Genomic DNA, 25498 nt, shown 5'->3' with positions numbered 1-25498 from the left:
GGCCATGTGCCCGGCGGGCCGGAGGAGATCGTGACAACCACCCTTCAGCCGGCAGGCCCGGCATCGCGCCGTACCGCCTCGGCGTCGGCCCGGGTCGACGGCGGACACTGGCGGCAGAGCACTGCGGGTACCGGCCGCGCCGACGCCCGATGACCACCCGTGGACGACGGGTCAGAGATCACCACAGATCACGGACGATCACACGAGGGAGAGCCGGAGATGCACGAGATGGCGCCCAACGAAGGCGCGGCGGCGGAGCCCCTGGCCGGGCTGACGGTTCTCGACCTCTCGACCGCCCTTCCCGGCGCGCTGGCATCACAGTTCCTCGCCGACGCCGGCGCGGACGTCCTGATGGTCGAGCCGCCCGGCGGACACCCGCTGCGTTCCGTCACGGGATGGCCGGGACTGGCCCGTGGCAAGAGCAGCCGCGTGCTCGACCTCCATGACGACGCCGACAACGCGCGCGTCTGGGAGCTGGTCCGCAGGGCCGACGTACTGGTGACCACTTTCCGGCCCCGCACGGCCGCCCGGCTCGGCTTCACCCCCGACAAGCTGGGCGAGGTGAATCCACAACTGGTCAGCGCGGGCATCACCGGCTGGGGCGCCGGGCCCGATGCCGACCTTCAGGGCTACGAGGCCCTGGTCATGGCCAGGTGGGGGGTCATGCACAGCAATGCCCCGGCCGCTCCGCGCCCGGGACCGGCCTTCGTGTCAACGCCGTACGCCTCCTGGGGTGCCGCGCAGACGGCGCTGCACGGGATCCTCTGCGCACTCTACGAACGCGAGTCCAGTGGCCGCGGCCAGCACGTGCACGCCGACCTCGTTCGCGGGCTGTCCACTATGGACACGTACTCCTACTTCATGCAGCTGGTCGCCTTGCGCTGGCCCGACGCGTTCTCCGCCGTCGGCAAACCGTGGGACGACGACGGCACCCCCCGGGGCCGGCTCATCTACAACCTGCTCTCCACACCCACCAGCGACGGCCACTGGCTCCAGTTCGCTCAGGCCGAGCCCCGGCTGTTCGCCGCCTTCGCCGAGGAACTCGGCCTGAGCGAGATGCTCGCCGAGCCCAAGTGGGCCGATTTCCCCGACCTGGCCGACCCCGCGCTCCGCCTGGAGCTGTGGGAAATCATGATCGATAAGGCGAGGAGCCGCACGCTCGACGAGTGGAACAGGGTCTTCGCGGCCAACCCCAGTATCCAGGCGGAGCGGTTCCGTACGCCCACCGAGGCCTTCGGCCATCCGCAACTGGTCCACGACGGCCGTATCGCAGTGGTCGACGACCCCGATCTGGGTCCGGTGCGCCAGCCGTCGACGATGGTGCACAGCGACGGCGCGCCGATCACAGAACTCCGTCCGGCGCCGCGCCTCGGCGAGGGCGGCAGTGCCCTGCTGACCGGCGCCGGCACTCCCCGCGCCACCACGCCCGACGGCCCGGCCCCCTCCGGGCTGCCTCTTGAGGGAGTCACCGTGCTCGAACTGGGCTCGATGTTCGCCGGGCCGTACGGTGCGACGCTTCTCACCGACCTCGGGGCCCGGGTGATCAAGGTCGAACCGCTGGCCGGTGACACCATGCGGCGCCTCGCCGCCTTCCCGGAAGCCGGTGGCGCCAAAGTCCTCCAGGGCAAGGAGAGCGTCGCGCTCGATCTGAACAGCGCGGAGGGCCTGAAGATCGTCCACCGGATCGCCGAGCGCGCCGATATCGTGGTGCAGACCTACCGGGCGGGCGCCGCCGAGCGGGCCCGGGTCGACGCGAAGGCCCTCCGGGCCGTGAACCCCGGCCTCATCTACCTCAACGCCCGGGCTACGGCACGGACGGGCCGTTCGGTCGCAGTCCCGCCTACGCACCGTCCATGGGTGCCGCCTCCGGGCTCGCGCTGTCCAACGTCCCCGACGCCGCCGGCGCTACCGACGACCTGGCCGAGATCAAGTCCAGCATCATCCGCCTGTACACCGCGGCCGCGAACCAGACCGGTCAGGCGGACGGCGTGGCGGCCTCCGGCGCGGCGAGCGCGATGCTGCTCGGCCTTCTCGCCCGGCGCCGCGGCAGGCCGATGGGCGCCCTGACGACGACGATGCTCGCGACGGCGACCCACTGCCTCATCGACCGCAACGTCGATTACGAGGGGCGGCCGGATCCGATCCAACCGGACCGCCTGCTCCACGGGTACTCGGCGCTGTACCGCCTCTACGAGGCCGCCGAGGGACACTGGCTGTGCCTCGCCGCTCCGCAGGAGCGGGAGTGGGGACGGCTGGCCACCGCGCTGGCTCCTTATACCGACCTCGCCGGCGACGAGCGGTTCGCCACCGTCTCCTCGCGTGCCGAGCACGACGGCGAGCTGGCCGGCGTGCTGGCCGCCATATTCCTGACCCGTCCCAACGACGCGTGGGAGAAGGATCTCCGTGCCGCCGACATCGGGTGTGTCGCCGTCACCGAAGTCCTTCCCGAGAAGCTCTACCAGAACGACGCCTCCTTCGAGGCGGGCTACTGCGTCAACGCGATGAGCCCGGTCTTCGACGAGCACCGCCGGCTGGACGCGGCGACCCATTTCTCGCGCTCGCGGGTACGAGCCCGCGGCGGGTGCCTGACCGGCGAGCACACCGACGCGGTCCTCGCGGAGCTCGGCTACGACGAGGCGACGGTCGCCGATCTCCATGCCCGGGGTGTGATCGGCTGACACGCTCAGCGGGCCCGCGATCGGTGATCAGTACGAGCGGCACGATGCGCCTTCGGTGAACTCATCGCGCTCTGCCACCGGAGTCGGGTCAGTGGCCAGCCCTTGCCAAGTTGGCTAACTAAGTTAGACTTATCTGTCATGACAGCAGCCGAGACGCCCCCCGCCGGGAACCTTCGTGGCCTGCCCGGCCGCGGCGGTTCCCTGGCAGAGCTCCTGGGACTTGAGCAGGTCGAGCGCCACAGCTTCCGGGGCCTGTCCCGACGAGGCGGCATGCATCGCAAGTTCGGCGGCGAAATCGCCGGCCAGGCCGCGATGGCCGCCGGCCTCACCGTCGCCCGGGAGCGCGCTCTCCACTCGGCGCACACCCACTTCCTGCGCGAGGGGGACTCCGACGCACCCGTCACCTACCAGGTCCGACCGGTCCGCGACGGGACGTCCTTCTCCACCCGTCATGTCGACGGCCTCCAAGACGGCCGCTTGATCTGCCAGCTCACAGCCTCGTTCCAGCGCGCGGGAGCCGGGTTCGACCACCAGATTCCGCGCAGCAGCACACCGCCCCCCGAGCAGTTGCCCACGGTCGAGGAGCTGCTCCGCGACGACCCGGAAAACCTCGCCTGGGCCCAGGCCGTAATGGCGCGCGGTTCAGTGGAGTTCCGGTTCCCGATCCCCCCTAACCGGGTGGTCGCGAGCCGTGGCGCAGCCACCCCACCGCGCCAGCAGATCTGGATACGGGCGAGGGCACCGCTGCCCGATGACCCGCTGACGCACCGCGCCGCGCTGCTCTACCTGTCCGACTACCTGCTGCTCTCCGTCGCGGCCACCCACCACGGAGTGATACCCCAGGATCCCGGCATCCAGTTCGCGACGATCGACCACAGCGTGTGGTTCCACCACTTCCGCCGCGCGGACGAATGGCTACTGCACGAGCAGGAGAGCCCTTGGGCGGGGCAGGGCCTGGCGCTGTCCCGCGGGTTCCTCTTCGACCGCGACGGCGCCCTCGTCGCGAGCACCCAGCAACAAGGGCTGCTCCGCAGGCGCGGCTCCGGGGCCCGGGCCCCCGGCTGATCAGAGGCCGACCGGCCGCGTTCAGATCCGGGCAGAGTCGGGGACTGCCGTTCCGAGCCCCTGCGACCGCACGAAGTCGGCGGCCCGCAGCAGCCGGCCGGTCCATTCCAGAGCGGTGCCGCAGCTCACCAGGTGGCCGATCGCGACGGCCGGTACCTCCATGGACACCAACCGGGCCCTGTGCTCGGGCGACAGTCTGTCGAGCCGGCGTTCAAGGCGCTCGGTGCTGACCGAACCCGGATCGACGTTGACGATGGCGATCCCGAGGGCCATCAGCTCGCCGGCCAGGGCGTTCGCCAGCCGGTTCAGAGCCGCCTTGCTGGCCGCGTACCCCACGCTGTACAGCAACGGGCCCTCCACCGCCGGCTTCAGGTCACCCGCGCCGGAGGAGAGGTTGACGATCACTCCCCGGGTCCTGGAGAGATGGGGGACGGCCGCCTGGATCAGCGCGAGAGGGCCGTGCAGGTTCGTGTCGAACTGCGCGTGCCAGTCCTCGAACTCGAGCTCGGTGACCGGGACGTTGCCCCCATGCGTCAACGCCGCGTTGTTCACCACGGCATCGAGCCGGCCGAACGTCTCCACGGCGGTGGAGACCAGTGCGCTCGCCTCGTCCCGCCGGGACATGTCGGCACGCACCACGACGACGCGCGCGCCCGCGGCCTCGATCTCCGCCCGGGTCTCGGCCAGGCTGCCGGGCAGCCGTCCGTCCCGCTCCAGCGCCCGCGCCGACGCGACGATGCCGTAGCCGCGGTGCGCGAGTTCCAATGCGGTCCGCTTGCCGATGCCACGACTGGCCCCTGTCACGATCGCGACCCTCGTCTGCATGGAAATGACTCTCCGTTCGGTCTTCGTGCGTCACCGGCGTAGTGACCCCGCCGGCGATGCGGCCGCTCCGGGTCAGTCGAAGAGGTCGACGACGGCCTTCGGGTCCGCCTCCGTCCCGAGCAGGATCTTGCTGGAGACATCCATGTGCTTACGCCAGTGACGCTGAGCGCCTTCGGCGTCCTTGGCCTTCAGGAAGGCGACGAGTTTGGAGTAGGAACGGACGGACCGCCGGAAGGACTCCACCGCGTCGGACCGGTCACTACTGCGGGAGACGGCGGACGCCAGATGCGTCTCCATGACATCGCGCAGCACACCCCACTGGATCGCCAAGGCACGGTTCCCCGCGCGCTCGATCAGCAGCTCGTGGAACCGCCAGGCGAGCCGGCTCCCCGCGTCCAGGGATATGCCCGGGTCGGCCTTCGCGGATTCGACCAGCTTGCGCAGCTCCTCGACGCATGCCCCCAGGTCCTCGATGTCGCGCTCCTTGCGGCGCGTCGCGAGGAGGTGCACGGCAGCCGGCTCGATGATGACCCGCGTGTCGTAGACCTCACCGATCGTCGTCCCGCTCATCTGAAGCAGCAGACCGACGTACCTCGCCGCCACCGACAGGTCCGGCGCCAGTACCCGGGCGCCACCGCGCGCCCCGCGGCGGATGCTGATGAGCGACTCCGCCTCCATGATCCTGAAGGCCTCGCGCAGCGTGGGGCGGGACACCCCGAACTGCGCCATGAGGTCGGCCTCCGAAGGCAGCGTGTCGCCCTCCTGCAGTTCGCCCAGCACAATGCGCCGGCGGATGCTCTTCGCAATGATCTCGGCAGCCTTGGGCGCACGGACGAACTCGTCGACCGGGACCCAGCCCTCTCGACCATTGGTTGCTGTCATGCTTCTCCCGCCTCGATCATGACCCGTAGTAGCTAATTCACTCTACTAAATCAGTTCAATGATAAGCCCGCGGGACTCCGTGGCCCGGCCCACTACGCCGTGCCACTCAGGTTCCTGTGCGGCTCTATGACCGCCTTCACCTCGTCGAAGGCCTTCATCCTGTCGAATGCGACGGTCGCGTCGTCCAGCGAATACCGCGTGTTGCTGACCAGGAGGTCCCAGTCGAAACGATCGCGATGCCGTTCCAGGAACCGCATGGCCCGGTAGTAGGAGCCGATCTCAGCGCTCGTGGATCCGAAGAGTGTGAGGTTTCGTACGACGATGAGGGTGGGGTCGATCGCTTCGGAGGTCTGCGTGGTCGACCCCACGATCAGAAGTCTGCCGTCCGGCGCGGCGAACTCTATGCCTTCACCCACCACGCCGGGGCCACCGGAGAAGTCACAGACGACATCCGCCCCACGGCCGTCCGTAGCCGCCAGCACCGCCGATACGCGCTCGGCCGGGTCGGGACAGTCCTCGATGGAAATCGTCTCATCGGCTCCGAACGCGGATGCGACCTCGAGCCTGCCCGCCGGCGCACCGATGACGATGAGCTTGCGCGGGTTCAACGTGGAGAGCATCGCGGTGGCGAACAGCCCGAGCGCCCCGGAGCCTTGGACCACGACATCATGCCGGTAGTCCATCTGGCCGAGCCTCTCGATCGCATGCAGCACGGTCCGGAACGCGCAGCTCGCCGCCGACGCCCACGCGCTCTCCACGGCATCGGGGACGCGGAGACGACCCGAGCCGGGCCACACATACGAGTACTCCGCGATCGTCCCGTTGAGGTGCGGGGGATCGTCCGTGCTCGTCAACATGCCCAGCCGACGGTTCGTGCACAGCGTCCGGCGTCGGAGCACATTGCATGCGTGGCACTGACCGCATGACTCGTGCTCCCAGACGACCCGGTCCCCGATCGAAAGGGCGTGGCCCACTGAGTCGGCTGCCACCGCCTCGCCAAGAGCTACGACGGTTCCCACCGCCTCGTGGCCCGGCATGAGTGGAAGCCTCAGGCCGTGCCGCTCATATGCGCCTTCCCACAGGTGCACATCCGACCCGCACAGCGTGGCAGTCTCGACCTTCACGAGAATTCCGCCCGCCGGCGGCGCGGTGACGGGGAAATCCCTGAGCTTCATGGGCTCCCCGTACTCCTCGATGACCAGGCCCCGACCGTACTCCGGCAGGTTCATCCCGTCCCCTCTCCGGGGCGCGTCGGCCCGCTGTCCCGCATCGGTCTTCTTCGCATTCCCTAACGGCATTCCTGCGCGCGTGACACGATGGCCTCGGCGTAGGCACGGCGATCACCGATGGTTCGTAGCCGGAGGTCCGATCGGCGCGCGGGGACGAACATCGCACCTGTCGCACCGACTTCGGCCATCCCCTCCCACTCGCCTTTGGTGGGCACGTCCATCAGGGGGACGATGCACTCGAACGGCCTGTCGAGAGTGTCCGCTTCCGCGCGAGCCGCACGCATCGCCGCGCACCGTTCGATCGCCGTCGGAGCGTCGTAAGGACCGGCGCCGAACCAGCCGTCATACCTGGCTGCCCGCCTGAGCGCGCGGGGGCTCTCACCTCCCAGGTACATCGGCACGTCGGTGTCGTACGGGGGAGCCATCCGAACCCCGCTGAACTTGAAGAAGTCCCCGTCATAGTCGACGGCATCTCCCGTGAGCAGAAGCCGGATCACCTCCAGCATCTCGTTCATCCGGGCGCCCCGGGTCTTGAAGTCGGCACCGACCAACTCGTACTCGTCGCGCATCCATCCGACGCCGAACCCCATCACCAGCCTGCCCCGGCTGAAGTGTGCTGCAGTCGAGACCGCCTTGGCCACGCTGAACGGGTCCTGCAGCGGCAGCACGAAGATCGACGAAGCGATGACGATGTTGTTCGTGACGTTCGCGATCGCCGTCGCGGTCACCCAGGGATCGGGGGTAGCGGGATCCGAGGCGCCTGAAGAGTCCCACCATTTGTCCTCATCGTCCCGGCGGTACGGGTGCTCAGCGCCAGCCGCCTCGAGATCCACCAGATGGTGGGCGAGAGCCACTCCGTCGAAGCCCAGGTCATCAAGGACACGGGCGAACTCGAGCAGCTGATTCATGGGCGTGTTCGTCACATGGCACCAGAGCTTCATCTGATCCCTCTTTCGGACTAATGGCGGTGATCAGGTTCTGTACTTCGCCCGGCTGTCGGCCAGTCGCGATGTTCAGCCGCGCAGGGCACGGATCAGCGGCTGGTAAATCCGGTTGTCGGCCGGTTTGGCGCTCGGCCAGTTGTCGGTGCGCACGATCAGGTTGCACCCGTCGTTGATCCACTTGTCACGCCACCGCTGGACGATCCGGTCCACCGAGCCGAGCAGCCAATATTCGTCGATGTATTCGTCGGGCACGGCGTCCTGGGCCTCCTTGACCCGACCTGCCCGGTAGAGCTCCAGGACGCGGTCGGCCACATCGCCGTAGCCGCGGGAGGTCAGCAGTTCGTGGCCGCCGCCCTTGCCCGGGTGAGCGCCGGTCCACTTGGCGACGTACTCCTTGAACTGGCCGATGTCGCGCTCGATGTCGTCGGTGACGAGCACGTCGACATGTGCCCAGATCGGGAAGTCCTCGACCCGCATCGGTATTCGCCGCTTGGCGAACCCCTTCTCCAGGATCGGGCGGTACACCTTCATCATCCCGGGCGCCCAGCCCCCGTTGGGCATCAGTCCGTCGGCGATCTCGGCGGCGTTGGCCATCATCAGCTCGGTGCCACCACCAAACATGATCTTGATGTCCGGGTCCGTCTCCAGCAGGGGCCTCATGGGTTCGTACTTCGGTGGCTCGCCCGGCTGGTGGAACGGGATGGCGAGAGTCCTGCCCTCGTGGGCCACGACCTCCCCGCGGAATGCCTTCTTCATGACCGCGACGTAGTCGCGCATCCGCCAGTACGCCGGTGTCCACGGCAGGCCATGCCACGCCTCCGTCTTCGCGGGGTTGGAGTTGCCCAGCCCGGCGATGATCTCCCGATCGGGGCCGGCCATGTGGCGGAGCGTCTGGAAGGACATCGCCGCCATGGGGGCGGTACGGGCGGTGTTCTGGATGATGCGCGTGCCCACCCCTATCCGCTTCGTGGCCGCCACGACATACCCCAGGGGCGTCAGGCCGTCGTTGCCGATGTTCTCGGCCGTGAACACCATGTCGTAGCCGAGCTCGTCCACCAGCTCCAGGCGTTCCCGGTTCACGTCGAATTTCGTCCGCTGCCAGTCGATCTCGATGCCGATCTTCATACGAACTGCCCTTCTCATGGGTCGGCGAAGGTCTGGGGAACCCTTCCGCGGCGTCGTGCGGACCCTCTCCACCGCGCGTCCCGCACCGGAGGCGCTGCCGCCGCCGTCAGGAGAGGAAGTGATCGGCGTACTGTTCCATGCCGGCCACGACGGCCTCGACGCTCTCACCACTGGGCTGCAGCACGAACGAGTCGATGCCGGCCGCCTCGAGCTCACCGAGGTGGTCACGGTGCTCCTCGACCGAACCGGGATCGCGCATGTACTTGCACTGCGGCGACTGGACCTGGATGAAGAGCTCGGTCCCCTCTCCCTGCTCCTCCACGGCCCGTTCCCTGACCTCCCTCACCTGGGCGGCGAGCTGAGCCACGGTGGCGAGAGACGGGGTTCGCGTGGTCCTGGAGACCTCCGGCGTGGACATCAGCGGGCTCCACCCCTGGTGTCGTGCTGCCCGGCGACGGGACAACGCGCTGTTTCCGCCGATCACGATGGGCGGGCCGCCCATCTGCCGCGGCTGCGGCACCGATGCCACTCCGCGCGCCTCGAAGTGCTTGCCCTTGAAGGCGTAGGGCAATTGCGTCCAGGCCCCTTTCATCATCTCAAGGGCCTCGTCGAAGATCTCGTTGCGGTCCTCCATCGCAAGCCCCAGGGCGAGGAACTCGGACCGGAGATAACCCGTGCCGACGACCACGGCCAACCGTCCGTCGGAGAGCAGGTCGAGCGTGGTCAGCGCCTTGGCCGCGATCAGCGGGTGATGGTAGGGGACCACGAGCAGATAGGTCATGAGCCGGATCCGCTCGGTGTGCGCGGCGCAGAACGACAGCGCGGCCACCAGGTCGAGGGACTCGTGCCCGCCCGTCCGCAGCCACTTGTACGACGGTGCGGGATGCTCGGTGAAGGCGATCGCGTCGAACCCCAACGCGTCCGCGGCCCGTGACAGCCGGGCCATCCCCTCGGCAGAGGCCAGGGCTTTGTCGTATCCGGGTGCGGCGACGGGATACTCGATGGTGAACTTCACGCTGCTCCTTCACATGTCGATCCGGAGTGGCAGGACGGTCGCGGCGGCGGGCCGCCACGCCCGGAAATCGCGTCCGCGTGTGCTGCAGCCCTCGCGTCCACGGCGGCGACGGTGATTCCGCGCTCCACTATGCCCGGAATGACCGATGGATCCTCTGACTCTCGATGGCTATATTCATTGAACTTATCTAACCTGTCAATGCCGTGCGGACCCCCGGAGGGCCTCGACCGCAGGACACACCCCTTGCTCAGCCCACGCCCAGCCTCCTCCCCGGATCCGAATCAGTTAACTAATGCAGAATGGTTGTATGTATGGAGGCTGGGCGCTACCGTCCTGTCGCAGGTCACACGGGCTTGGAACGCGGACGCTCGGTCTCCCGGCCTCTGCGAAGGTCACGACACCGACACCGGGCCCCACCGGCACCCTTCGGAGTACTCACCCACATGCGCAACCTGATCTGGACACCATCGAGCGAGGGTGAATTGTGATGATCATCGGCATCGACATCGGTGGCACGTTTACGGATGGTGTCCTCCAGGACAACGGCGCCGTGTACCGTGCCAAGACATTGACGACACCCGCCGACCTGGGCGACGGCGTGGTCGCCGTTTGCCGGTTGCTGGCCGAGAAGGCCGATGTTTCGATTCATGATTTCCTCGGCCGGGTCGAACGTCTCACGCTGGGAACCACCGCCGTCACGAACATCCTGACGAGCCAGGTGGGTCGCCGCGTCGGCATGCTGACGACCGCCGGATTCGAGGATGAGCTCGGCATCTCCAAAGGCCGTCGGCTGAACCGTGACGGGTGGGTCGTCCGCCCGCCGGAGCTGGTCGCACGCAGGGATATTCGGGGGATCGCCGAGCGAATCGACCGCGACGGCAATGTGCTCCGCGAGCTTGATGTGGACGAGGTACTGAGCACGGCGACGGAGCTGGTGCGCGAGCGCGGCGTCGAGGTCCTTACCGTGTCCTACTTGTGGTCTCACATCAACCCGGTCCACGAGGAGCTGACGGAGCGAGCCCTCCATCAGGCGTTCCCCGACGTTCCCGTCATGTGCGGGTCGATGCTCAACCCCATCCAGCGTGGTTACGAACGCACCACCTTCGCCGCCCTCAACGCATACACCAGTGGAGCGTTCTCCGGCCTCGATCACCTCGAAGGGCGGTTGCGCGACCTGGGACTGCGCGGACGGCTGCTCGTCATCAATTGCGCGGGTGGTGCCATGACGCTCGGCTCCGCGCGCGCCACGCCCCTTTGGCTCGTCCACTCGGGCCCGGCGGCGGGGGTAGCCGCCGGCGCGGTGGTCGCCACCGAACACCGGGCCCCGGCCGCGATCGCATGTGACATGGGCGGGACATCCTTCGATGTCGCCCTCATCAGCGACGGAGCCGTCACACGCACCGTTCGGGGCGAGGTCTTCGGAACGCTGACGTCGCTTGCGCACGTCGATGTCCAGTCGATCGGAGCCGGCGGCGGCTCTGTGGCTTGGATCGACAGCCTTGGGGTGCTGCGACTGGGACCGAAGTCGGCGGGCGCGAGCCCCGGGCCTGCCTGCTACGGCCGCGGAGGCAGCGACGCGACGATCACCGACGCGCTGCTGGTACTGGGATACATCGACCCGCAGGCGTTCCTCGGTGGGTCCATGAAGCTCGATGAACGTGCGGCCAGGGAAGCCTGCTCGCGCATCGGCGAGTCTCTGGGGTTGACCACCGAGGAGGTCGCCTGGGGCATTCGATCCATTGCCCTCAACAACATGGCCGAAGCTACGCGGGCGACCGTCGCGAACCGGGGCCAGGATCCGAGGACCCACGCGATCATCTCCTACGGCGGATGCGGAAGTCTTTTCACCGCCGAGATCGCCAAGGCCATCGGCATCAAGCGCGTGATCGTCCCCGAGGTCGCGTCGGTGTTCTCGGCATACGGAGCAGCATCCTCCGCCGTCCGTCGGGAACGAACCATCGCCGTCGGAAAGAGCATTCCATTCGATGTTCCCTGGCTCGCCAAAAAAGCTTCCAGAGCCATATCCGAAGTGAAGAAGGAACTTACGGCTGACGGTGTCCAGGAGGAGGACCGGTCGATCGCCGTTGAGGCCGACCTCCGCTTCCGGCGACAGGTCTCCGACCTGACGATCGCTTTCCCCGATCCGGACGTCACCCCGGAGAGCGTCGACCACGTCGTCGAGGAGTTCACCCGGGAGTATGTCCGCCGGTACGGCCGCGGCGCACTCCTCCTCGACGCCACGATCGACATGGTTTCGCTGCGCGTGGTCGGGACGGGCCGACAGCCGGTGGCTCTGCCGAACGTGGCGGAGGGAACCGGCGAGCCTGCAGTCAGCGACCCTTCGTCGAGCAGGCCAATGCAGCTTGAACGGCTCGGGCCCCGCACCGACGTCCCCGTTTTCGTGGTCGAAGACCTCGAACCGGGAGCGCGTATCGAAGGGCCCGCATGCCTGGACGGCGCGGACACCACTATTTGGGTTCCTGCGGGCGCCACGGCACGAATGGGCTCTCAGCGTACCTTGCTTCTCGATGTCGAGGCCGGAAACGACTGATCATCAGTTGAAACGAGGAACCATGGCGCAACCCACGGACTTTGACTTCGACCCGATCGAACTGGAGATTCTCCGATCTCGTTTGCAGGCGGTTGCCAACGACGCCGCGGACGCGGTGTACCGCACCGCGATCAGTCCGATCACGACTGAGGGCAAGGATTTCTCAGCAACGCTGCTGTCGGCGGACGGCTCACTCATCGTCGGCGGCGGGTTCATCTCACTGCACTGGCTCGCCGCGACGAGGTCGGTGCGGGCCATCCTGACGAAGTACGGCGATTCGGTGGTGGATGGTGACGTCTTCCTCGTCAATGACCCGTACCAGGGCGGCGGTCTCCACCCCTCTGACGTCTTCATTTGCCGCCCGATCTACGCAGAGCGCGAACTGTGCAGCTGGATCTGCATGTCAGCCCACATGATCGACATGGGCGGCGCCGTGTTCGGATCGTTCGCTCCGAATGCCACCTCGTGTTACGAGGAGGCATTTCGCGTTCCTCCGGTGCGGCTTTTCGCCGCCGGCGAGGAGTGCGAAGACGTATGGGGTCTGGTACTCACCAACGTGCGTATGCCGGACGTGGTCGAAATGGACATGCGCAGCCTGACCGCGGCAGCGCACGTGGCGTACGAGAAGTCCGTCACCCTGATCGAGAGTGTGGGGCTCGACTCGTGGAGAAGCGGCGTTCAGGCACTTCGGCGGCTCTCCGAGGCCGAGCTCGTTCGTAAGATCAAGTCGCTTCCGGAGGGTGTGTACGTCTCGAAGAGCTGGGTCGAATGGCGTGGTGAACTACTGCCGGTCCCCTGCACTCTGACGATCTCAGCGGGAGAACTGCACTTCGACTTCGACGGCAGCCACCCTCAGGTGCCCTTCTTCATCAATTCGCAGCCCTACATCATCCTCAGCGCCTTCCTCAGTTACTTCTGCCCCCAGTTCATGCCGGATCTCCCCTACAACGAGGGCGTCGTGCCCCCCATCACGGTCACATGCCCCGAGTCGAGCATCACGCACGCAGCTGCTCCCGCACCGTTGGGTTGCGGACACATGCATGTCGCGTTCAGTGCGGGCACCATGATGATGCAATGCGTTCAGCTCGCGGCATGGAGCGCCAAGGAGCCGCGACTCGGCGCGGAGGTCAACGCTCCGGGGGCGTATGGCGCCATCGGCCTGAGCACATGGGCCGCTCCCGCACCGGACGGGGGCTTCGACGGCTGGGCGTTCATGGAAGGCGCGCTCGTCGGCGCGTCGGCCGGCTGGGGCCATGACGGCGTCGACTGCAGCCCGTACCACGTGCCCACGGTGGGGCTCGACGGTTCGGGTATTCCCGCTTTGATCTCGGACGTCGAGATACTCGAGGACCTGCATCCCATCCAGGTCGTGTCCCGGTCGCTGCGACGGGGAACGGGTGGTGCGGGCCGCTGGCGTTCGGGGCGGGGCATCGAATTCCGCGTCAGGCCCCGCGGTGTGCCGTCGGCCACAGGCCAGATGCTGGGCATGCATGGCCACATCCCCATGTCGGGCATCGTCGGCGGGTCCATCGGCGACCTGACCGAACTCCTGCACACGGGCAAGGACGGGACCGTTCGCCGGCTCGGCATGGACCAAGCGGACGTGTCGATCGCCGACGGTGAGGAATTCACTCTCCGGTGTGCGTCCGGCGGCGGAGTCGGCGACCCGCTGGAGCGGGATCCGGCCGATGTGGTGCGGGATGTGAACGACTTCGTGTACGAAGCCGAGGAGGCGTTCACGACATACGCCGTGGTCGTGACCCAGGCGGGCGAAGTCGACCAGGAGGCGACCGCCGGCGAGCGTGATCGCAGGCGAGCTCAGCGCCTCGCACACGCGACGGGCGGGCCGGCCGATATCGAGAAGGTGGACCCGGCCGAGCTGACGGCGGAGGCGACGGTGCCCCTGTACCCCGGGGTGGTGGGGTATGAGGGGAAAGCAGTCGTCCTGGAGAGCGGGACCGTTCTCACCTCCGCTCCGGGAATGTGGTTCGAGGGCTGCGCGATCCTCGAGGGGACGTTGGCGGGATCCGGCCCGGAGGTAACGGTGCGTTCGTACCTGGACCCGGCCACGGGCCGGGCGTTGTTCACCGAAGCCGTACCGCGAGGAAGCGGCTGCAGCATCTCGAGCCGCCCCGGGCATTGGGCCGGGACCACCGTCTCCTGAAGCCTTCCGCACCGGCCGGTGCCGGTGCCTGCGCCGCACGGACGCAAGGCCCGCGATACCGCCCTCTGCCCGGCGGCAGTCCGCGTCCGTACTCGATTCGCGGCCGATCGAGCTCCGCCGAACCGAAAGACCACTCCTCCCCCGCGCGAATTGGGAGCCCCATGACCACGACAGAGTCGACATCCGGCGACACGCGGCCGCAGGGCCCGAGTCGTGAGCTGCGGCGTCGTGCCGGCGTCGCAGGGTTTACCGGGTCCATGATCGAGTACTACGACTTCCTCGTCTACGCGTTCCTCACCGTCACGATGGCGCCGCGGTTCTTCCCGACGCACAATCCCGCCACGTCCACGTTGGCGGTGCTGGCGGTGTACGGAACGGGATTCGTCGCGCGGCCGCTCGGAGGGGTCTTCTTCGGCTGGCTGGGCGATCGCCGCGGCCGCCGGGACGCGCTCTTGCTCACGGTGCTCATCATGGGCCTCGCGACGGCTCTGATGGGCCTCGTTCCGGCGTACGCGACGGCCGGCCTGCTCGCTCCCGCGCTGCTCGTCGTCGCGCGCATCGTGCAGGGTTTCGCCGCTGGTGGGGAGCTGATCGGGGCTGCGACCTATCTCTGGGAAGTGTCGGAAGGCCGCAAGCGTGGCCACCTGATCTCCATCGGCACGCTGGGCTCAGGGGTGGGGGCCGTGCTCGCGCCCATCACCGTGGGAACCACCGCGCTCGTCGTCGGTACCGAAGCGATGTCGGCCTGGGGCTGGCGGATCCCCTTCCTGCTGGCGATTCCGCTCCTGCTCCTCTCGCTGCGGCTGCGGCTGCGGCTCGAGGACTCCGCCGAGTTCCGGCAGCTGGCGGCGAAGTCCCGGCTCGAAAGGTTCCCGCTGCGGCGCGTCGTCCAGGAGCACAAGGTGCCGCTGCTCCATGTGTTCGCGCTCAATACGGCGGCGAGTGTGCCTGCGGTCCTCGTGGTGGTCTACATGAACGTCTACCTCACCCAGGTGCTGCAGATGGCGCAGCAGAACGTGTTCTGGCTGTCCGCGGTCGTCCTGCTCCTGGCACTCCCGGCCTTCTCGCTCGGCGGCTGGGCCGTGGATACGTTCGGCAGCAGACGAAGTGTGGGCATCATGTTCATCGCCTGCTCGCTGATCATCTATCCGGCGATTCTGCTCATGGGCCTGGTCCACAACATGGCCGTCATCGGACTCCTCTACCTCGCGGCCGCCGCCTGCAACTACGCACTCCAGGCAGCGGTGTACCCCACATTCGTCAGTCTGTTCCCGCCCGCGGTGCGGTATTCGGGGTCGGCGCTCGGCTGGAACCTGGGGGCCGTTCTCGGGGCCGGGATATCGCCCGTCGTGGCGGGACTCCTCGTCACCGCCACCGGCATGGACTCGGCCCCGGCCTTCCTCATGTTCGTAGCCACGGCCATCGGGCTGATCACCCTCGCGACCATGAAGAGGCCGAGCACGGAGGAGCCGGCAAAACGTCCGTCGCCGGCACCGGCGTCATGACCCATCTCATCGTCCACGGTTGCTGCAACGACGCGAGCTGCGTACCGGTGTGCCCGGTCGACTGCATCCACCCCACCCCGGACGAGCCGGGATTCGCCAGGGCCGAACAGCTCTACGTCGACCCACGGGCGTGCATCGACTGCGGGGCGTGCCTGGACGCGTGCCCGGCGGACGCGGTTCGGACGGACCTTGAGATCACCGCCGCCGAGTTGCCCTATGTGGAGATCAACGAACGCCATTTCTCCGGCAACCCCCCTCTTCGGGTCCCGCCCCGGCCGGCCCCCCGGTTCGTGGACACACCGTTGCGGGTCGCCATCGTCGGGGCGGGACCCGCCGGCTGCTACGCGGCAGCCGCTCTGCTGGAGCACAGCACGGCCCGTATTTCGATGATCGACCGCCTGCCGACACCACACGGTCTCCTGCGCGCCGGGGTGGCGCCGGACCACCAGGCCACCAAGAAGGTCGCCACCTACTTCGACTCGGTCCTGTCACATCCCTCCGTTTCGTGCTACTTCAACGTGACCGTCGGCGAGCACGTCGGCCTCGACGAGCTCCGGGCACATCACGACGCGGTCATCTGGGCGGCGGGAGCACCCGGCGACCGGGAACTGGGCATCCCCGGCGAGGACTTGCCCGGCTGTCACTCCGCCCGCGAGTTCGTCGGCTGGTACAACGCACACCCCGACTTCGTGTCGACGGCCTTCGACTTCACCGGACCACGAGCCCTCGTGATCGGCAACGGCAACGTGGGGCTCGACGTGGCCCGCATGGTGGTACGCGACACCGGGGAGCTCGCCCACACCGATATGGCGGCTCACGCGCTGGCCGCGTTGCGGGCGAGCGGCATCAAGGAGGTGATCGTCGCCGGCCGACGCGGACCGGAACACGCCGCGTACACGCTTCCGGAACTTCTCGCGCTCACACAGCTCGACGGAGTGCGCGTGCGCACCGAGCACCACGAGGTGAGCGACGCCTGCGATGCCGCACCCGACGATCTCGCGCTTCGGCTCGTCAAAGACATGTCATCGAATGACAGGGCGTCGGCTCCCCGGACGGTCCATCTGCGTTATCTGCTCTCGCCGTTGACAATAAACGGCTCCGCCCGCGTCGAGTCGGTCACGTTCATGCGGAACGAACTCGACCGGGACGTCTCCGGTGTCAGGCTCCGCCCCACGGGGCAGACCGAGACCATCGCCACGAACCTCGTCCTCAAGGCCGTGGGATATCGGGGCCGCGCCGTGCCCGGCCTCCCCTTCGACGAGGCTTCGGGAACCATCCCCCATGTCAGGGGACAGATCATTCACGACGGGGACCCGGGGTTCTTCTGCGCGGGCTGGATCAAACGAGGTCCCACGGGCGTGATCGGAAGCAACAAGCGATGTTCCCTCGAGACGGTCTCGACGTTGCTCGATGTCGTCTCGCCCGAGTCGCGGGATACCGGGCCCGAATCCTTCACGGAGCTCGTCGCCGCACGCCGGCTCGACTACGTCGACTTCGCGGGATGGTCGCGGATCCGCCGGGCCGAGGAAGACCGGGGGCTCCGCTGTGGAACTCCCCGGAAGAAATTCACCGCCGTGGACGACATGATCGCCATCGCCAGGACACCGTGACCGAAGGGGGCGAAAGCCTTGGGAACGTCTCGCAGGCCCGTGCGCGATCGGCGCCATTCCACCTGCCGGCTGTGCGCGAACCGCTGCCCCGTTCTGGTCGATGTGGAGGAGGGCCGCGCCGTCCAGGTCAGCGGGGACCCCGATGCGCCCCTCTACCGCGGCTACAGTTGCCGCCGAGGCCGCTTCCTCCCCCAGTTGCTCAACGATCCTTCGCGGCTGCTGCGGCCCATGAAACGGCTCCCGGACGGGAGCTTCGTGCCGATCTCGTCAGAGCAGGCCCTCGATGAGGTGACGGTGGCCGTGGAGCGGTTGGTCGCCGAACACGGGCCGCGCAGCATCGCCCTCTACTGCGGCACCCAGTCGGTCCAAAGCCCACCCGCCTACGGGATGGGACGCTCCCTGCTGGAGGAGCTGGGTTCGCCGATGCTCTTCAGCGCGAACACGATCGACCAGCCCGGCAAGCACGTCGCCGCCGGCCTGCACGGGTACTGGATGGCGCCGGCCCAGGCCTTCGACCGGCCCGAGGTCATCCTCTGGATCGGCATCAACCCGCTCATCTCCTACAAGGGTGTCCCGGCCGGGGTGCCTCGCGACCTGCTGCGCGAGGTCGAGGAGCGCGGCGGGCACACGATCACCGTCGACCCGAGGAGGACCGAGACGGCCCGGTTGTCCTCATTGCACTTGCAGCCGGCGCCCGGCGAGGACGTCGCCGTCGTCGCGGGCCTGCTCCACGTGATCTTGGCGGAGGAGCTCCACGACCGCGGTTTCGTGGCCGAGAACGTCGACGGCCTCGCGGCCCTCACCGCTGCCGTACGGCCATTCACCCCCGACTACGTGGCGCGCCGGGCGGGGATCGCGGCGGAGGACATCGTCACGGCCGCGCGCTGGTTCGGCACGGCGCGGCGCGGTTACGCCGTGGCCGGCACCGGCGGGAACATGTCCGCGGCCCGCGGAACCCTGCTCGAGTACCTGATCCTGGCTCTGGACACGATCTGCGGACACTATCTGCGCGAGGGCGAGGTGGTCGCGGCAACAGGTCCACTGGCTCCGCGACCGATGTTCCGCGCACAGGCGTCACCTCCCGTTACGGCGTACGGCTTCGGCGAGACACTGCGGGCGACGGGACGCAGGGACTCGCTCGCCGGTCTGCCGACCGCGGACCTCGCCGACGAGATCCTTTTCGAAGGCGAGGGGCGGGTGAGAGCACTGTTCAATCTCGGCGGGAACCCGGTCGTCGCCTTCCCCGGCCAGGAGCGGACCGTGCGGTCGATGGACGCGCTGGACCTGCTGGTCAGCTTCGATGTGAGGATGTCGCAGACCGCCAGGCGGTCACATTACGTCTTCGCCTCGACGATGTGTCTGGAGATACCCGGAATACAGACCGCGAGTTCGGCAACGGTGGGCTATGCCAACGGCTACACCGGGCACTCGGCGTCCTGGGCACAGTACACACCGGCCGTGGTCGAGCGGCCTCCTGGCTCGGACCTGCTGGAAGAGTGGGAGGTTTTCTTCGAGATCGCGAAGCGGCTCGGTCTCCAGATCTCATGGGCGCCACGCTCCCCCTTCCGGATCGGCCCGCCTGCGCAGGGCGAGCAGCCACTGCCCAAGCTGGACATGAGCCGCCGGCCCACCCATGACGAGATCATCGAGTTGTGGACGCAGCGGGCGCGCGTCCCCCTGGAGACCGTCAAGGGCCATCCCCACGGTGGGGTCTTCGACCCCGAGGAACCGGTCGCCGTGCTGCCCAAGGAAGAGGGCTGGCAGGGCCGGCTCCGCGTCGGGAGCGCGGAGATGATGCAGGCGCTCGCGGACTACCAGGGCGGGGAAGCCGGGCAGGCGCGGGACGGGCTCCGCCTGCTGAACCGCCGTATGATCCAGGTCAACTCCTCCTACAACCTCGACCGGATCAACCGGGGAATCACCAACAACCCTCTGTTCATGAACCCCGAGGACATGGCGAACCTCGGACTCGAAGACGACGACGAGGTCGACGTGGTTTCCGAGGCCGGCAAGGTCCGTGCGCTGGTGAAAGGGGACGCGTCCGTCATGACGGGTACCGCCTCGATGGCGCATTGCTTCGGCGAGGCCCCGGACACCGACCTCGACGTGCGGGTGTCCGGGACCCCGGTGAGCCGGCTCAACGCCGTCGATTTCCCGCGCGACCCTTACACGGGACAGCCTCAGATGGCGAACATCCGGATCACGGTCCATCCGGTGGAACCGCCACGGCGCACCGCTGCGGGGCGCGCCCGCGGGAACTGACAGCGGTTCTGGGAGCCACTGGTTTCAAAGAGCGATCAGTCCCGCCTTCGTCTGCTTGAACCCGCAGGAGTCGAAGTAGAAGGACTCCAGCTCGTCGTCGAAGTCAACGTGCAGCCATTCGCAATCAGCGGCGCGGGCGCCTTCCGCCGCCGCCGCGACGAGCGCTGTGCCGATTCCGCTCCCCCGGTCCCCGCGGGCCACGACGGTGTCGAGGATGAAGGCATGGACGCCGCCGTCCCAGGCGACATTGACGAATCCGACGAGGCGGTCTTCTTCGCGTGCGCAGACCCAGCCCAGACTGTGCCGACGCAGTTGGGCGAGCCAGTCGGCTTTCAGAGGGGGATGGTCGAAACCCTCGGCGTGCAAGGCGTCAATGGCCACATTGTCGACATCACCTCGCCACTCATACGTGATCGTCATGCCGCGATCCTAGCCACCCGCGCAGGCACAGGGGTTCCGGGTGGTTCAGGCGCAGAGCCCGCCGTCGATCGGCAGGACGGCTCCGCTGATGTGGCTCGCGCGGTCGCTCAGGAGGAATGCCGCGCTCGCTCCGACCTCCCGGCCCGTGCCGACCTTGCGCAAGGGGGTGGCCGCGATCCGGGCCTCCACGCCGCCGGGGATCGCGCGCCGTGTCTCGGCGAGCATCGGGGTCTCGGTCGGGCCGGGGGCCAGCGCGTTCACCCGGATTCCGAGGGGTCCGAAGTCATGGGCGGCGGTGCGGGTCAGGCCGATGACCGCGTGTTTGGTGGCCTGGTACGCGCCCATGCCGGAGCTGCCGCGGAGACCGCCGATGCTGCTCACGTTGACGATCGAGCCGAAGCCCCGCGGTTCCATGACGCGCACTTCTTCGCGGACGCACAGCCAGGTGCCCTTCACGTTCACGGCCATGATCCGGTCGAAGTCCGCTTCCGGGACGGCGTCGAGGCGCCCGCCCTGGGTCATCGCCGCGTTGTTGAAGGCCCCGTCGAGGCGGCCGAAGCGTGCGACGGTGGCGTCGACGAACCGGGTCACGCTCGCCACGTCGGAGACGTCTCCGGTCGTGTAGGCCACGTCGTGTCCGGCGGAGGCGAGTTCCTCCGTGAGCACGGCGAGCGGTTCCTCGGTGCGTGCGACGAGCATGAGCGCGGCGCCGTCCTCCGCGAGGACGCGCGCGGCGTCGGCTCCGATTCCCGCGCTCGCCCCGACGAGGAGGATGACTTTGCCGGCGAGTGGCGGAGTGCTCATGAGACCGTGCTCCTGTCGATGTCCGTGCCGCCGCGCAGCGCGAGCGTCGCCCGGGCCTCGGCAGGTGTGGCGATCTGTCGGTCCGCGTCCTCGACGAGGGAGCGGATCTTCCTGACCTGCTGGGCGTTGCTCTCCGCGAGCCGCCCCTTGCCGATCCACAGGCTGTCCTCGAGCCCCACGCGCACATGGCCGCCGAGCAGGGCGCTGTGGGTGGCGAACCGCATCTGGTCGCGGCCGGCCGCGAAGGCGGAGAAGGAGTAGTCGTCGCCGAAGAGCTTGTCCGCGATGCGCACCATGTGGTCCAGGTTCTCGTGATCGGCACCGATGCCGCCGAGCACGCCGAACACGCCCTGGATCAGCAGGGGTGGTTTGGCCAGGCCCCTTTCGGCGAAGTGGGCGAGCGAGTAGAGGTGTCCGATGTCGTAGCACTCGTACTCGAACCGGGTGCCGGATTCGCCGAGCGTGCGCAAGGCGTGTTCGATGGCCTCGAAGGTGTTGATGAACGGGCGGGAGTAGGACGTGAGCACGTGGGGCCTCTCCCAGTCGTGCTTCCAGTCGGTCACCCGGTCTGCCATCCCCGAGTACACGAAGTTCATCGAGCCCATGTTCATCGACGCGAGCTCGGGCCGGAGCCGGACGGCCGCGGCCAGGCGCTGCTCCATCGTCATCGCCGGCGAACCACCGGTGGTGATGTTGATGACGGCGTCGGTCCGCGCGGAGCCCGTGACCGCGGTGGTGATGATGACCTTCTCGGCCGCCCGCATCAGTTGTCCTCCCCGGTGGTGGTCATGTGTCCTCTCCCGTCGTCCGGTTGGTGTGCGGGGGCGAGCGCCCGGTAGGCGTCGAGCTTGGCGTCGTCGAGCGGGCCGACCAGGCTGATGGCGACCTGGGTGGCGCCCGCGTCGTACTGCCGCCGTACCGCCTGGCGCACCTGCTCCGGCGTGCCGCTGACGACGAGGGCGTCGACGAGCCGGTCGGACCCGGGCGGGGCGAGGTCGGCCTCGGTGAACCCGAGCCGGGTCAGCTTCGCGATCTGGTGCGGCAGCGTCAGGTAGTAGCCGAGACGCCCGCGTGCCACCTCGCGGGCGGCGGCACGGTCGCGGCCCACCACCGCCCACTGGACGACCGACAGGAACAGGTCGTCCCCGATCGTCTCGCGCGCCCAGCGGGTGTGCTCCGGTGTGACGAGGAAGGTGATGAGGCCGTCGGCGCGTTCGGCGGCGAGGCGGGTGATCCCGGGCGAGTACGCGCCGAGCACCCTCGGCACCGCCGCCCGGCCACCGCCGCGCCGGGCGATGGTCGCGTCGACCTCGTCGAGGTAGTGGCGGAGGAACGGCAACGGGCCGACACCCCGCTCGCGGACCGCGCCGCTGACCCCGAGCCCCAGCACATAGCGCCCCGGATGGCCGGCGGCGAGGTCCCGCGCCGCCGAGGCCGCGGACTTCGGCACCCGTTCGAGCGCCCGGGCCACGCCGTTGCCCACGACCATCCGCCGTGTGGAACCGAGCGCGAGCGCGGCGGTGGTGAACGCTTCGCGCCCGGCGACCTCGGGGATCCAGACCATCGGGTGACCGGCCTCTTCCAGTACGCGGAGGAAGCGCACCGCTCCCTCGTGGTCGAGGTCGTCCAGTTCGGCGATCGACAGCGCCGAGCGCGGCAAGGAGAGCGTCATCGGTGACCGTCCGCTTCGCGGAACGCCGTGACCAGCCCGCGCGCGGTCTCCGCCAGCATCGATGTGTCATTGCTGAGCAGGACGAAGTCGCAGCCGTCGCGCACCGCCCGCGCGGCGCGCTCGGGCGCGCCGCCGAACGCGAGCCCGCAGCGCTTGCCCGCGGTGTGCGCGGCTTCCTGCGCGGAGGCGATCAGTTCGAGCACCTCCGGCGAGGCCGGGGTGGAACCCATCGACATCGAAAGGTCCGCGGCGCCCACGAACACCGCGTCGACGGAGTCGAGGGCCAGTATCCGCGGCGCGGCCTTGATGGCCTCGGCGCTCTCGAGCTGTGGGATGCACAGCACGTCGTCGTTCCCGGTGGCCAGGTAGTCGGCGCCGGGGCGCAGCCCCCACGCTCCGGCACGGCTGGTGCCGCCGGCGCCGCGCACACCGTGGGGCGGAAACCGGCACGCCCGCCCGACGGCGGCGGCCTCCTCGACGGTGTCGACGTGCGGCACGAGGATGCCCATGGCCCCCGCGTCGAGGATCTTCTGGATCGTCGAGGCCGTCTTGTCCGGCACCCGCACCAGGGGCACCATGCCCAGCGCGGCGGCCGAGTTGATCAGCCGGTACGCGGTCTGGAGGTCCAGCGGCGCGTGCTCCAGGTCGATCACGACGAAGTCGAACCCGGCGTACGCCATGATCTCGGCCGGCTCGCCCGAGGCGATCTTCAGCCAGGTGCCGAGCGGGGTGGTGGCGCGGTCCGGTGCGAACAGCCCGGCGCCTGTGCGTCGTGGCGCGCTCATGGCATCGGGTAGTCGTCGGCGTTGAGCACCCAGCCGGGTTTCTCCGAGAAGTCGGCGCGTGGTGGGCTGAAGATGTCGATCAGCTGGTTCACATCGGGATCGCCGGCTTCGGAGGTGTGCACGGTGGGCGGCGGAATGATCGCGAGGGACGGGCTGCCGAGCCGCACATGCTCGTCGTCGCGCCACTGGGAGCTGTCGCTCAGCCAGGGGGTGCGGATGTGGTGCACATACTGGCCCCGCACGGCCAGCGACAGCTGCTCGAAGTCGTCGTGGGTGTGCGGTGAGAGCTTGCGCGGGTCGCGCGGACCGTCCAGTTCGGGCAGGAAGTTGACCATGAACGACCGGGTGCGGAAGATGCGGCCGAACCGTGCCGGGTCGTCCGGCACCTCGGCCAGCGGGTAGAACCGCACGGCGGGTCCGCCGACGGGCTCCGGCCACCGCTCCAGCGGTGCGACGCGCGGGTGGTCCTCCGCGTAGGCCCCGGCGTTGGCGGCCCGGTCCCGCCACACCGGTTCACCTGCCTCGACCAGGCGGATCAGCGGGCCGTCGCCGTGCGCACTGATCCGCGAACCACCGGGTGGGACCACGACGAGCCCGGGCGCGTCGATGCGGGTGCCGCCGCCGTCGCCGGTGACCACCGTGAAGGCGGGAGAGGCGCCGGTGACCACCACGGCGAGTTCACCGTCGAGCGTCCCGTTGTCGAGGTCGTCACCGGCCCGCGCCTCGGTGTGCACCAGCACCACGTTCTGAGCGCGGACGACCGCGGTACGGGCGTCCGGTGTCGCGGCGCCGGGCGGGGCGAGGCGGTGCAGATCGAAGTACTGCGCGGCGGCTATCGCGGCACCGCTGTCCGGCCGTGGCGCGGTCGCCGTCGCGAGGGAGGAGCGGGGGTCGTCCTTTTCGTACACCGTGGTGTCCTTTCGCTCAGCTGTCGAGGTTGAGCAGATAGGCCGGGTTGTCGCGGGTCATGCGCCGCAGGTCCTTCTCCGGCAGGCCGAGGTCGAGCAGTGCCCCGGCGACCCGCAACCACGCGTCCACCGGTTTCGGGTTGATCGCCTGCCCGAAGTCCGAGGCCAGTACGGTGTGCTCGGGGCCGAGCGCCTCGATCCAGGTCAGCAGCCGCTTCGGATCCCTTTTCTGTGTCCCCTCGGGGTCGTACATGCCGACCTCGTGCTCGATGAACGCGCCGAGTGCGATGAGCTCGCGGCACAGGTCGGGGTCGGCGCCGATCACATAGTCGGGGTGGCTGACGACCATCCGCGTCATGCCGCGGTCCTTCGCGGCCCGGAACAGCGTGCGGATGTACTCGGGGTACATATGGCCGCCGTTGACGACGGCCTCCTGCTCCTTGATCTCGTCGAGTATCTCGGCCGCCTCGGGCTTGAGTTCACCACTCTCGTCGACGATGTCGATGCGTTCCAGGGTCAGGGGCACGGTGGTGGTCGGGAACGCCCCGTCCTCGGGTGGCAGTCGATGTGCCGGCCCGAGGAGATGGTCGGGAACCAGACGACCTTGCCGCCCATGCGCAGACACATGCGCACCGCGTGCACATTGAGACCGCCGACGGTGCTGTTGAGCGCGATGCCGCCGTAGGCGGACGCGGCGACCCCGGCCAGGCGTCCCTTCATCGCCAGGATGTCCATTTGGGTGTTGTGGTGGTGGGACTTCGCGACCATGGCGCGCATCCCGATCCGGGCACCGTCGTGCGCGGCTTCGACGTGGTCGAAGCGGCGGGGAAACGGGCTGGGGCCGGAGTGGACATGCATGTCGACCAGTCCGTCCAGGACGGCGGCGACGGCAGGACGTTCCCTCATAGGAGACCACCTCGGTTCGCATTGTGAATTCACGTTTCACTGTAGACCGCGAGTCAACCCCTTGCAGCAGTCTTGTGCGACGCAAGTCACAACTTTAGGGTGGTCGACAGTTCGCTTCGTGAACACGCAGTTCGCAACGCGCCGCATG

General features: G+C 68.5%; 21 protein-coding genes and 1 pseudogene. 8 read left to right on the top strand and 14 right to left on the bottom strand.

Annotated elements, in window-relative coordinates:
• Nucleotides 1–219: 219 nt before the first annotated feature.
• From LIV37_RS50015 to LIV37_RS50005, 3 genes and pseudogenes are all read left to right on the top strand, one after another.
• Nucleotides 220–1806 (top strand): annotated as a pseudogene (locus LIV37_RS50015) (CaiB/BaiF CoA transferase family protein); the annotation flags it as partial.
• A 47-nt stretch (nt 1807–1853) separates the two neighbouring features.
• The gene (locus LIV37_RS50010) at nt 1854–2678 is read left to right on the top strand and encodes a CoA transferase (RefSeq protein WP_254807171.1); all 825 of its coding nucleotides are present in this window, start codon (nt 1854–1856) and stop codon (nt 2676–2678) included.
• A gap of 138 nt (nt 2679–2816) precedes the next feature.
• Nucleotides 2817–3743 (top strand): acyl-CoA thioesterase, encoded by a 927-nt coding sequence (locus LIV37_RS50005; protein WP_121826436.1) that lies wholly within the window; start codon nt 2817–2819, stop codon nt 3741–3743.
• A gap of 21 nt (nt 3744–3764) precedes the next feature.
• Here the strand turns inward: LIV37_RS50005 and LIV37_RS50000 are convergent, their stop codons facing one another.
• The 6 genes from LIV37_RS50000 to LIV37_RS49975 all read right to left on the bottom strand — a co-directional run bounded on the left by LIV37_RS50000 (nt 3765) and on the right by LIV37_RS49975 (nt 9763).
• On the bottom strand, nt 3765–4568 hold the full coding sequence (locus LIV37_RS50000; protein WP_020874705.1) for an SDR family NAD(P)-dependent oxidoreductase: 804 nt from the start codon (nt 4566–4568) through the stop codon (nt 3765–3767).
• A gap of 72 nt (nt 4569–4640) precedes the next feature.
• Complete coding sequence (locus LIV37_RS49995) at nt 4641–5450, bottom strand: FadR/GntR family transcriptional regulator (protein ID WP_020874704.1); 810 nt, start codon at nt 5448–5450, stop codon at nt 4641–4643.
• 92 nt (nt 5451–5542) lie between these two features.
• Nucleotides 5543–6679, bottom strand: coding sequence for a zinc-binding dehydrogenase (locus LIV37_RS49990; RefSeq protein WP_020874703.1), 1137 nt, complete (start codon nt 6677–6679; stop codon nt 5543–5545).
• A gap of 59 nt (nt 6680–6738) precedes the next feature.
• Nucleotides 6739–7587, bottom strand: a complete 849-nt coding sequence (locus LIV37_RS49985; protein WP_158634991.1) for a TIGR03619 family F420-dependent LLM class oxidoreductase — start codon at nt 7585–7587, stop codon at nt 6739–6741.
• A 105-nt stretch (nt 7588–7692) separates the two neighbouring features.
• A complete protein-coding gene (locus LIV37_RS49980) occupies nt 7693–8748 on the bottom strand; it encodes an LLM class flavin-dependent oxidoreductase (RefSeq protein WP_020874701.1) in 1056 nt (351 codons plus the stop codon).
• A 106-nt stretch (nt 8749–8854) separates the two neighbouring features.
• On the bottom strand, nt 8855–9763 hold the full coding sequence (locus tag LIV37_RS49975; RefSeq protein ID WP_020874700.1) for an LLM class F420-dependent oxidoreductase: 909 nt from the start codon (nt 9761–9763) through the stop codon (nt 8855–8857).
• Between the two features lie 487 nt (nt 9764–10250).
• On the opposite strand from LIV37_RS49975, the gene LIV37_RS49970 reads away from it, so the two are divergent.
• The 5 genes from LIV37_RS49970 to LIV37_RS49950 all read left to right on the top strand — a co-directional run bounded on the left by LIV37_RS49970 (nt 10251) and on the right by LIV37_RS49950 (nt 19855).
• Nucleotides 10251–12314 (top strand): hydantoinase/oxoprolinase family protein, encoded by a 2064-nt coding sequence (locus LIV37_RS49970; protein WP_020874699.1) that lies wholly within the window; start codon nt 10251–10253, stop codon nt 12312–12314.
• Nucleotides 12315–12336: 22 nt separating this feature from the next.
• Nucleotides 12337–14478, top strand: coding sequence for a hydantoinase B/oxoprolinase family protein (locus tag LIV37_RS49965; RefSeq protein WP_020874698.1), 2142 nt, complete (start codon nt 12337–12339; stop codon nt 14476–14478).
• Nucleotides 14479–14639: 161 nt separating this feature from the next.
• Complete coding sequence (locus LIV37_RS49960) at nt 14640–15983, top strand: MFS transporter (protein ID WP_121826440.1); 1344 nt, start codon at nt 14640–14642, stop codon at nt 15981–15983.
• Complete coding sequence (locus LIV37_RS49955; protein ID WP_020874696.1) at nt 15980–17593, top strand: FAD-dependent oxidoreductase; 1614 nt, start codon at nt 15980–15982, stop codon at nt 17591–17593. Before LIV37_RS49960 ends, LIV37_RS49955 begins: the two co-directional genes overlap by 4 nt.
• A gap of 39 nt (nt 17594–17632) precedes the next feature.
• Nucleotides 17633–19855, top strand: a complete 2223-nt coding sequence (locus LIV37_RS49950) for a molybdopterin-containing oxidoreductase family protein (protein ID WP_020874695.1) — start codon at nt 17633–17635, stop codon at nt 19853–19855.
• Nucleotides 19856–19879: 24 nt separating this feature from the next.
• On the opposite strand, the gene LIV37_RS49945 is transcribed toward LIV37_RS49950, so the two are convergent.
• The 8 genes from LIV37_RS49945 to LIV37_RS52325 are packed head-to-tail and all read right to left on the bottom strand — an operon-like array spanning nt 19880 to nt 25350.
• A complete protein-coding gene (locus LIV37_RS49945) occupies nt 19880–20275 on the bottom strand; it encodes a GNAT family N-acetyltransferase (RefSeq protein ID WP_020874694.1) in 396 nt (131 codons plus the stop codon).
• Between the two features lie 45 nt (nt 20276–20320).
• The gene (locus LIV37_RS49940; protein WP_020874693.1) at nt 20321–21079 is read right to left on the bottom strand and encodes an SDR family NAD(P)-dependent oxidoreductase; all 759 of its coding nucleotides are present in this window, start codon (nt 21077–21079) and stop codon (nt 20321–20323) included.
• Nucleotides 21076–21843, bottom strand: coding sequence for a beta-keto acid cleavage family enzyme (locus tag LIV37_RS49935; RefSeq protein WP_020874692.1), 768 nt, complete (start codon nt 21841–21843; stop codon nt 21076–21078). Before LIV37_RS49935 ends, LIV37_RS49940 begins: the two co-directional genes overlap by 4 nt.
• The gene (locus tag LIV37_RS49930) at nt 21843–22751 is read right to left on the bottom strand and encodes an LLM class flavin-dependent oxidoreductase (RefSeq protein WP_020874691.1); all 909 of its coding nucleotides are present in this window, start codon (nt 22749–22751) and stop codon (nt 21843–21845) included. Before LIV37_RS49930 ends, LIV37_RS49935 begins: the two co-directional genes overlap by 1 nt.
• Nucleotides 22748–23536: an HpcH/HpaI aldolase family protein gene (locus tag LIV37_RS49925; protein WP_020874690.1), complete on the bottom strand. Its 789-nt coding sequence runs from the start codon at nt 23534–23536 to the stop codon at nt 22748–22750. Before LIV37_RS49925 ends, LIV37_RS49930 begins: the two co-directional genes overlap by 4 nt.
• Nucleotides 23533–24444 (bottom strand): cupin domain-containing protein, encoded by a 912-nt coding sequence (locus LIV37_RS49920; RefSeq protein WP_020874689.1) that lies wholly within the window; start codon nt 24442–24444, stop codon nt 23533–23535. Before LIV37_RS49920 ends, LIV37_RS49925 begins: the two co-directional genes overlap by 4 nt.
• A gap of 16 nt (nt 24445–24460) precedes the next feature.
• Nucleotides 24461–24970 carry a DUF6282 family protein gene (locus tag LIV37_RS52330; protein ID WP_338119183.1) on the bottom strand — a complete coding sequence of 170 codons (510 nt, stop codon included), beginning with the start codon at nt 24968–24970 and terminating at the stop codon, nt 24461–24463.
• Nucleotides 24961–25350: a DUF6282 family protein gene (locus LIV37_RS52325; protein WP_338119182.1), complete on the bottom strand. Its 390-nt coding sequence runs from the start codon at nt 25348–25350 to the stop codon at nt 24961–24963. Before LIV37_RS52325 ends, LIV37_RS52330 begins: the two co-directional genes overlap by 10 nt.
• Nucleotides 25351–25498 lie beyond the last annotated feature (148 nt).

It is taken from the genome of Streptomyces rapamycinicus NRRL 5491, assembly GCF_024298965.1.
In the GTDB taxonomy this organism is placed as follows: Bacteria; Actinomycetota; Actinomycetes; order Streptomycetales; family Streptomycetaceae; genus Streptomyces; species Streptomyces rapamycinicus.
The sequence above is the reverse complement of the archived record's forward strand: the minus strand, read 5'-3'. Positions and strand labels throughout refer to the sequence as shown.

Bases quoted from the DNA above. Each gene is read 5' to 3' on its own strand.
- LIV37_RS50010 (WP_254807171.1), top strand. From the start codon at position 1,854: ATGGGTGCCGCCTCCGGGCTCGCGCTGTCCAACGTCCCCGACGCCGCC.
- LIV37_RS50005 (WP_121826436.1), top strand. From the start codon at position 2,817: ATGACAGCAGCCGAGACGCCCCCCGCCGGGAACCTTCGTGGCCTGCCC.
- LIV37_RS50000 (WP_020874705.1), bottom strand. From the start codon at position 4,568: ATGCAGACGAGGGTCGCGATCGTGACAGGGGCCAGTCGTGGCATCGGC.
- LIV37_RS49995 (WP_020874704.1), bottom strand. From the start codon at position 5,450: ATGACAGCAACCAATGGTCGAGAGGGCTGGGTCCCGGTCGACGAGTTC.
- LIV37_RS49990 (WP_020874703.1), bottom strand. From the start codon at position 6,679: ATGAACCTGCCGGAGTACGGTCGGGGCCTGGTCATCGAGGAGTACGGG.
- LIV37_RS49985 (WP_158634991.1), bottom strand. From the start codon at position 7,587: ATGAATCAGCTGCTCGAGTTCGCCCGTGTCCTTGATGACCTGGGCTTC.
- LIV37_RS49980 (WP_020874701.1), bottom strand. From the start codon at position 8,748: ATGAAGATCGGCATCGAGATCGACTGGCAGCGGACGAAATTCGACGTG.
- LIV37_RS49970 (WP_020874699.1), top strand. From the start codon at position 10,251: ATGATCATCGGCATCGACATCGGTGGCACGTTTACGGATGGTGTCCTC.
- LIV37_RS49965 (WP_020874698.1), top strand. From the start codon at position 12,337: ATGGCGCAACCCACGGACTTTGACTTCGACCCGATCGAACTGGAGATT.
- LIV37_RS49960 (WP_121826440.1), top strand. From the start codon at position 14,640: ATGACCACGACAGAGTCGACATCCGGCGACACGCGGCCGCAGGGCCCG.
- LIV37_RS49955 (WP_020874696.1), top strand. From the start codon at position 15,980: ATGACCCATCTCATCGTCCACGGTTGCTGCAACGACGCGAGCTGCGTA.
- LIV37_RS49945 (WP_020874694.1), bottom strand. From the start codon at position 20,275: ATGACGATCACGTATGAGTGGCGAGGTGATGTCGACAATGTGGCCATT.
- LIV37_RS49940 (WP_020874693.1), bottom strand. From the start codon at position 21,079: ATGAGCACTCCGCCACTCGCCGGCAAAGTCATCCTCCTCGTCGGGGCG.
- LIV37_RS49935 (WP_020874692.1), bottom strand. From the start codon at position 21,843: ATGCGGGCGGCCGAGAAGGTCATCATCACCACCGCGGTCACGGGCTCC.
- LIV37_RS49930 (WP_020874691.1), bottom strand. From the start codon at position 22,751: ATGACGCTCTCCTTGCCGCGCTCGGCGCTGTCGATCGCCGAACTGGAC.
- LIV37_RS49925 (WP_020874690.1), bottom strand. From the start codon at position 23,536: ATGAGCGCGCCACGACGCACAGGCGCCGGGCTGTTCGCACCGGACCGC.
- LIV37_RS52325 (WP_338119182.1), bottom strand. From the start codon at position 25,350: ATGAGGGAACGTCCTGCCGTCGCCGCCGTCCTGGACGGACTGGTCGAC.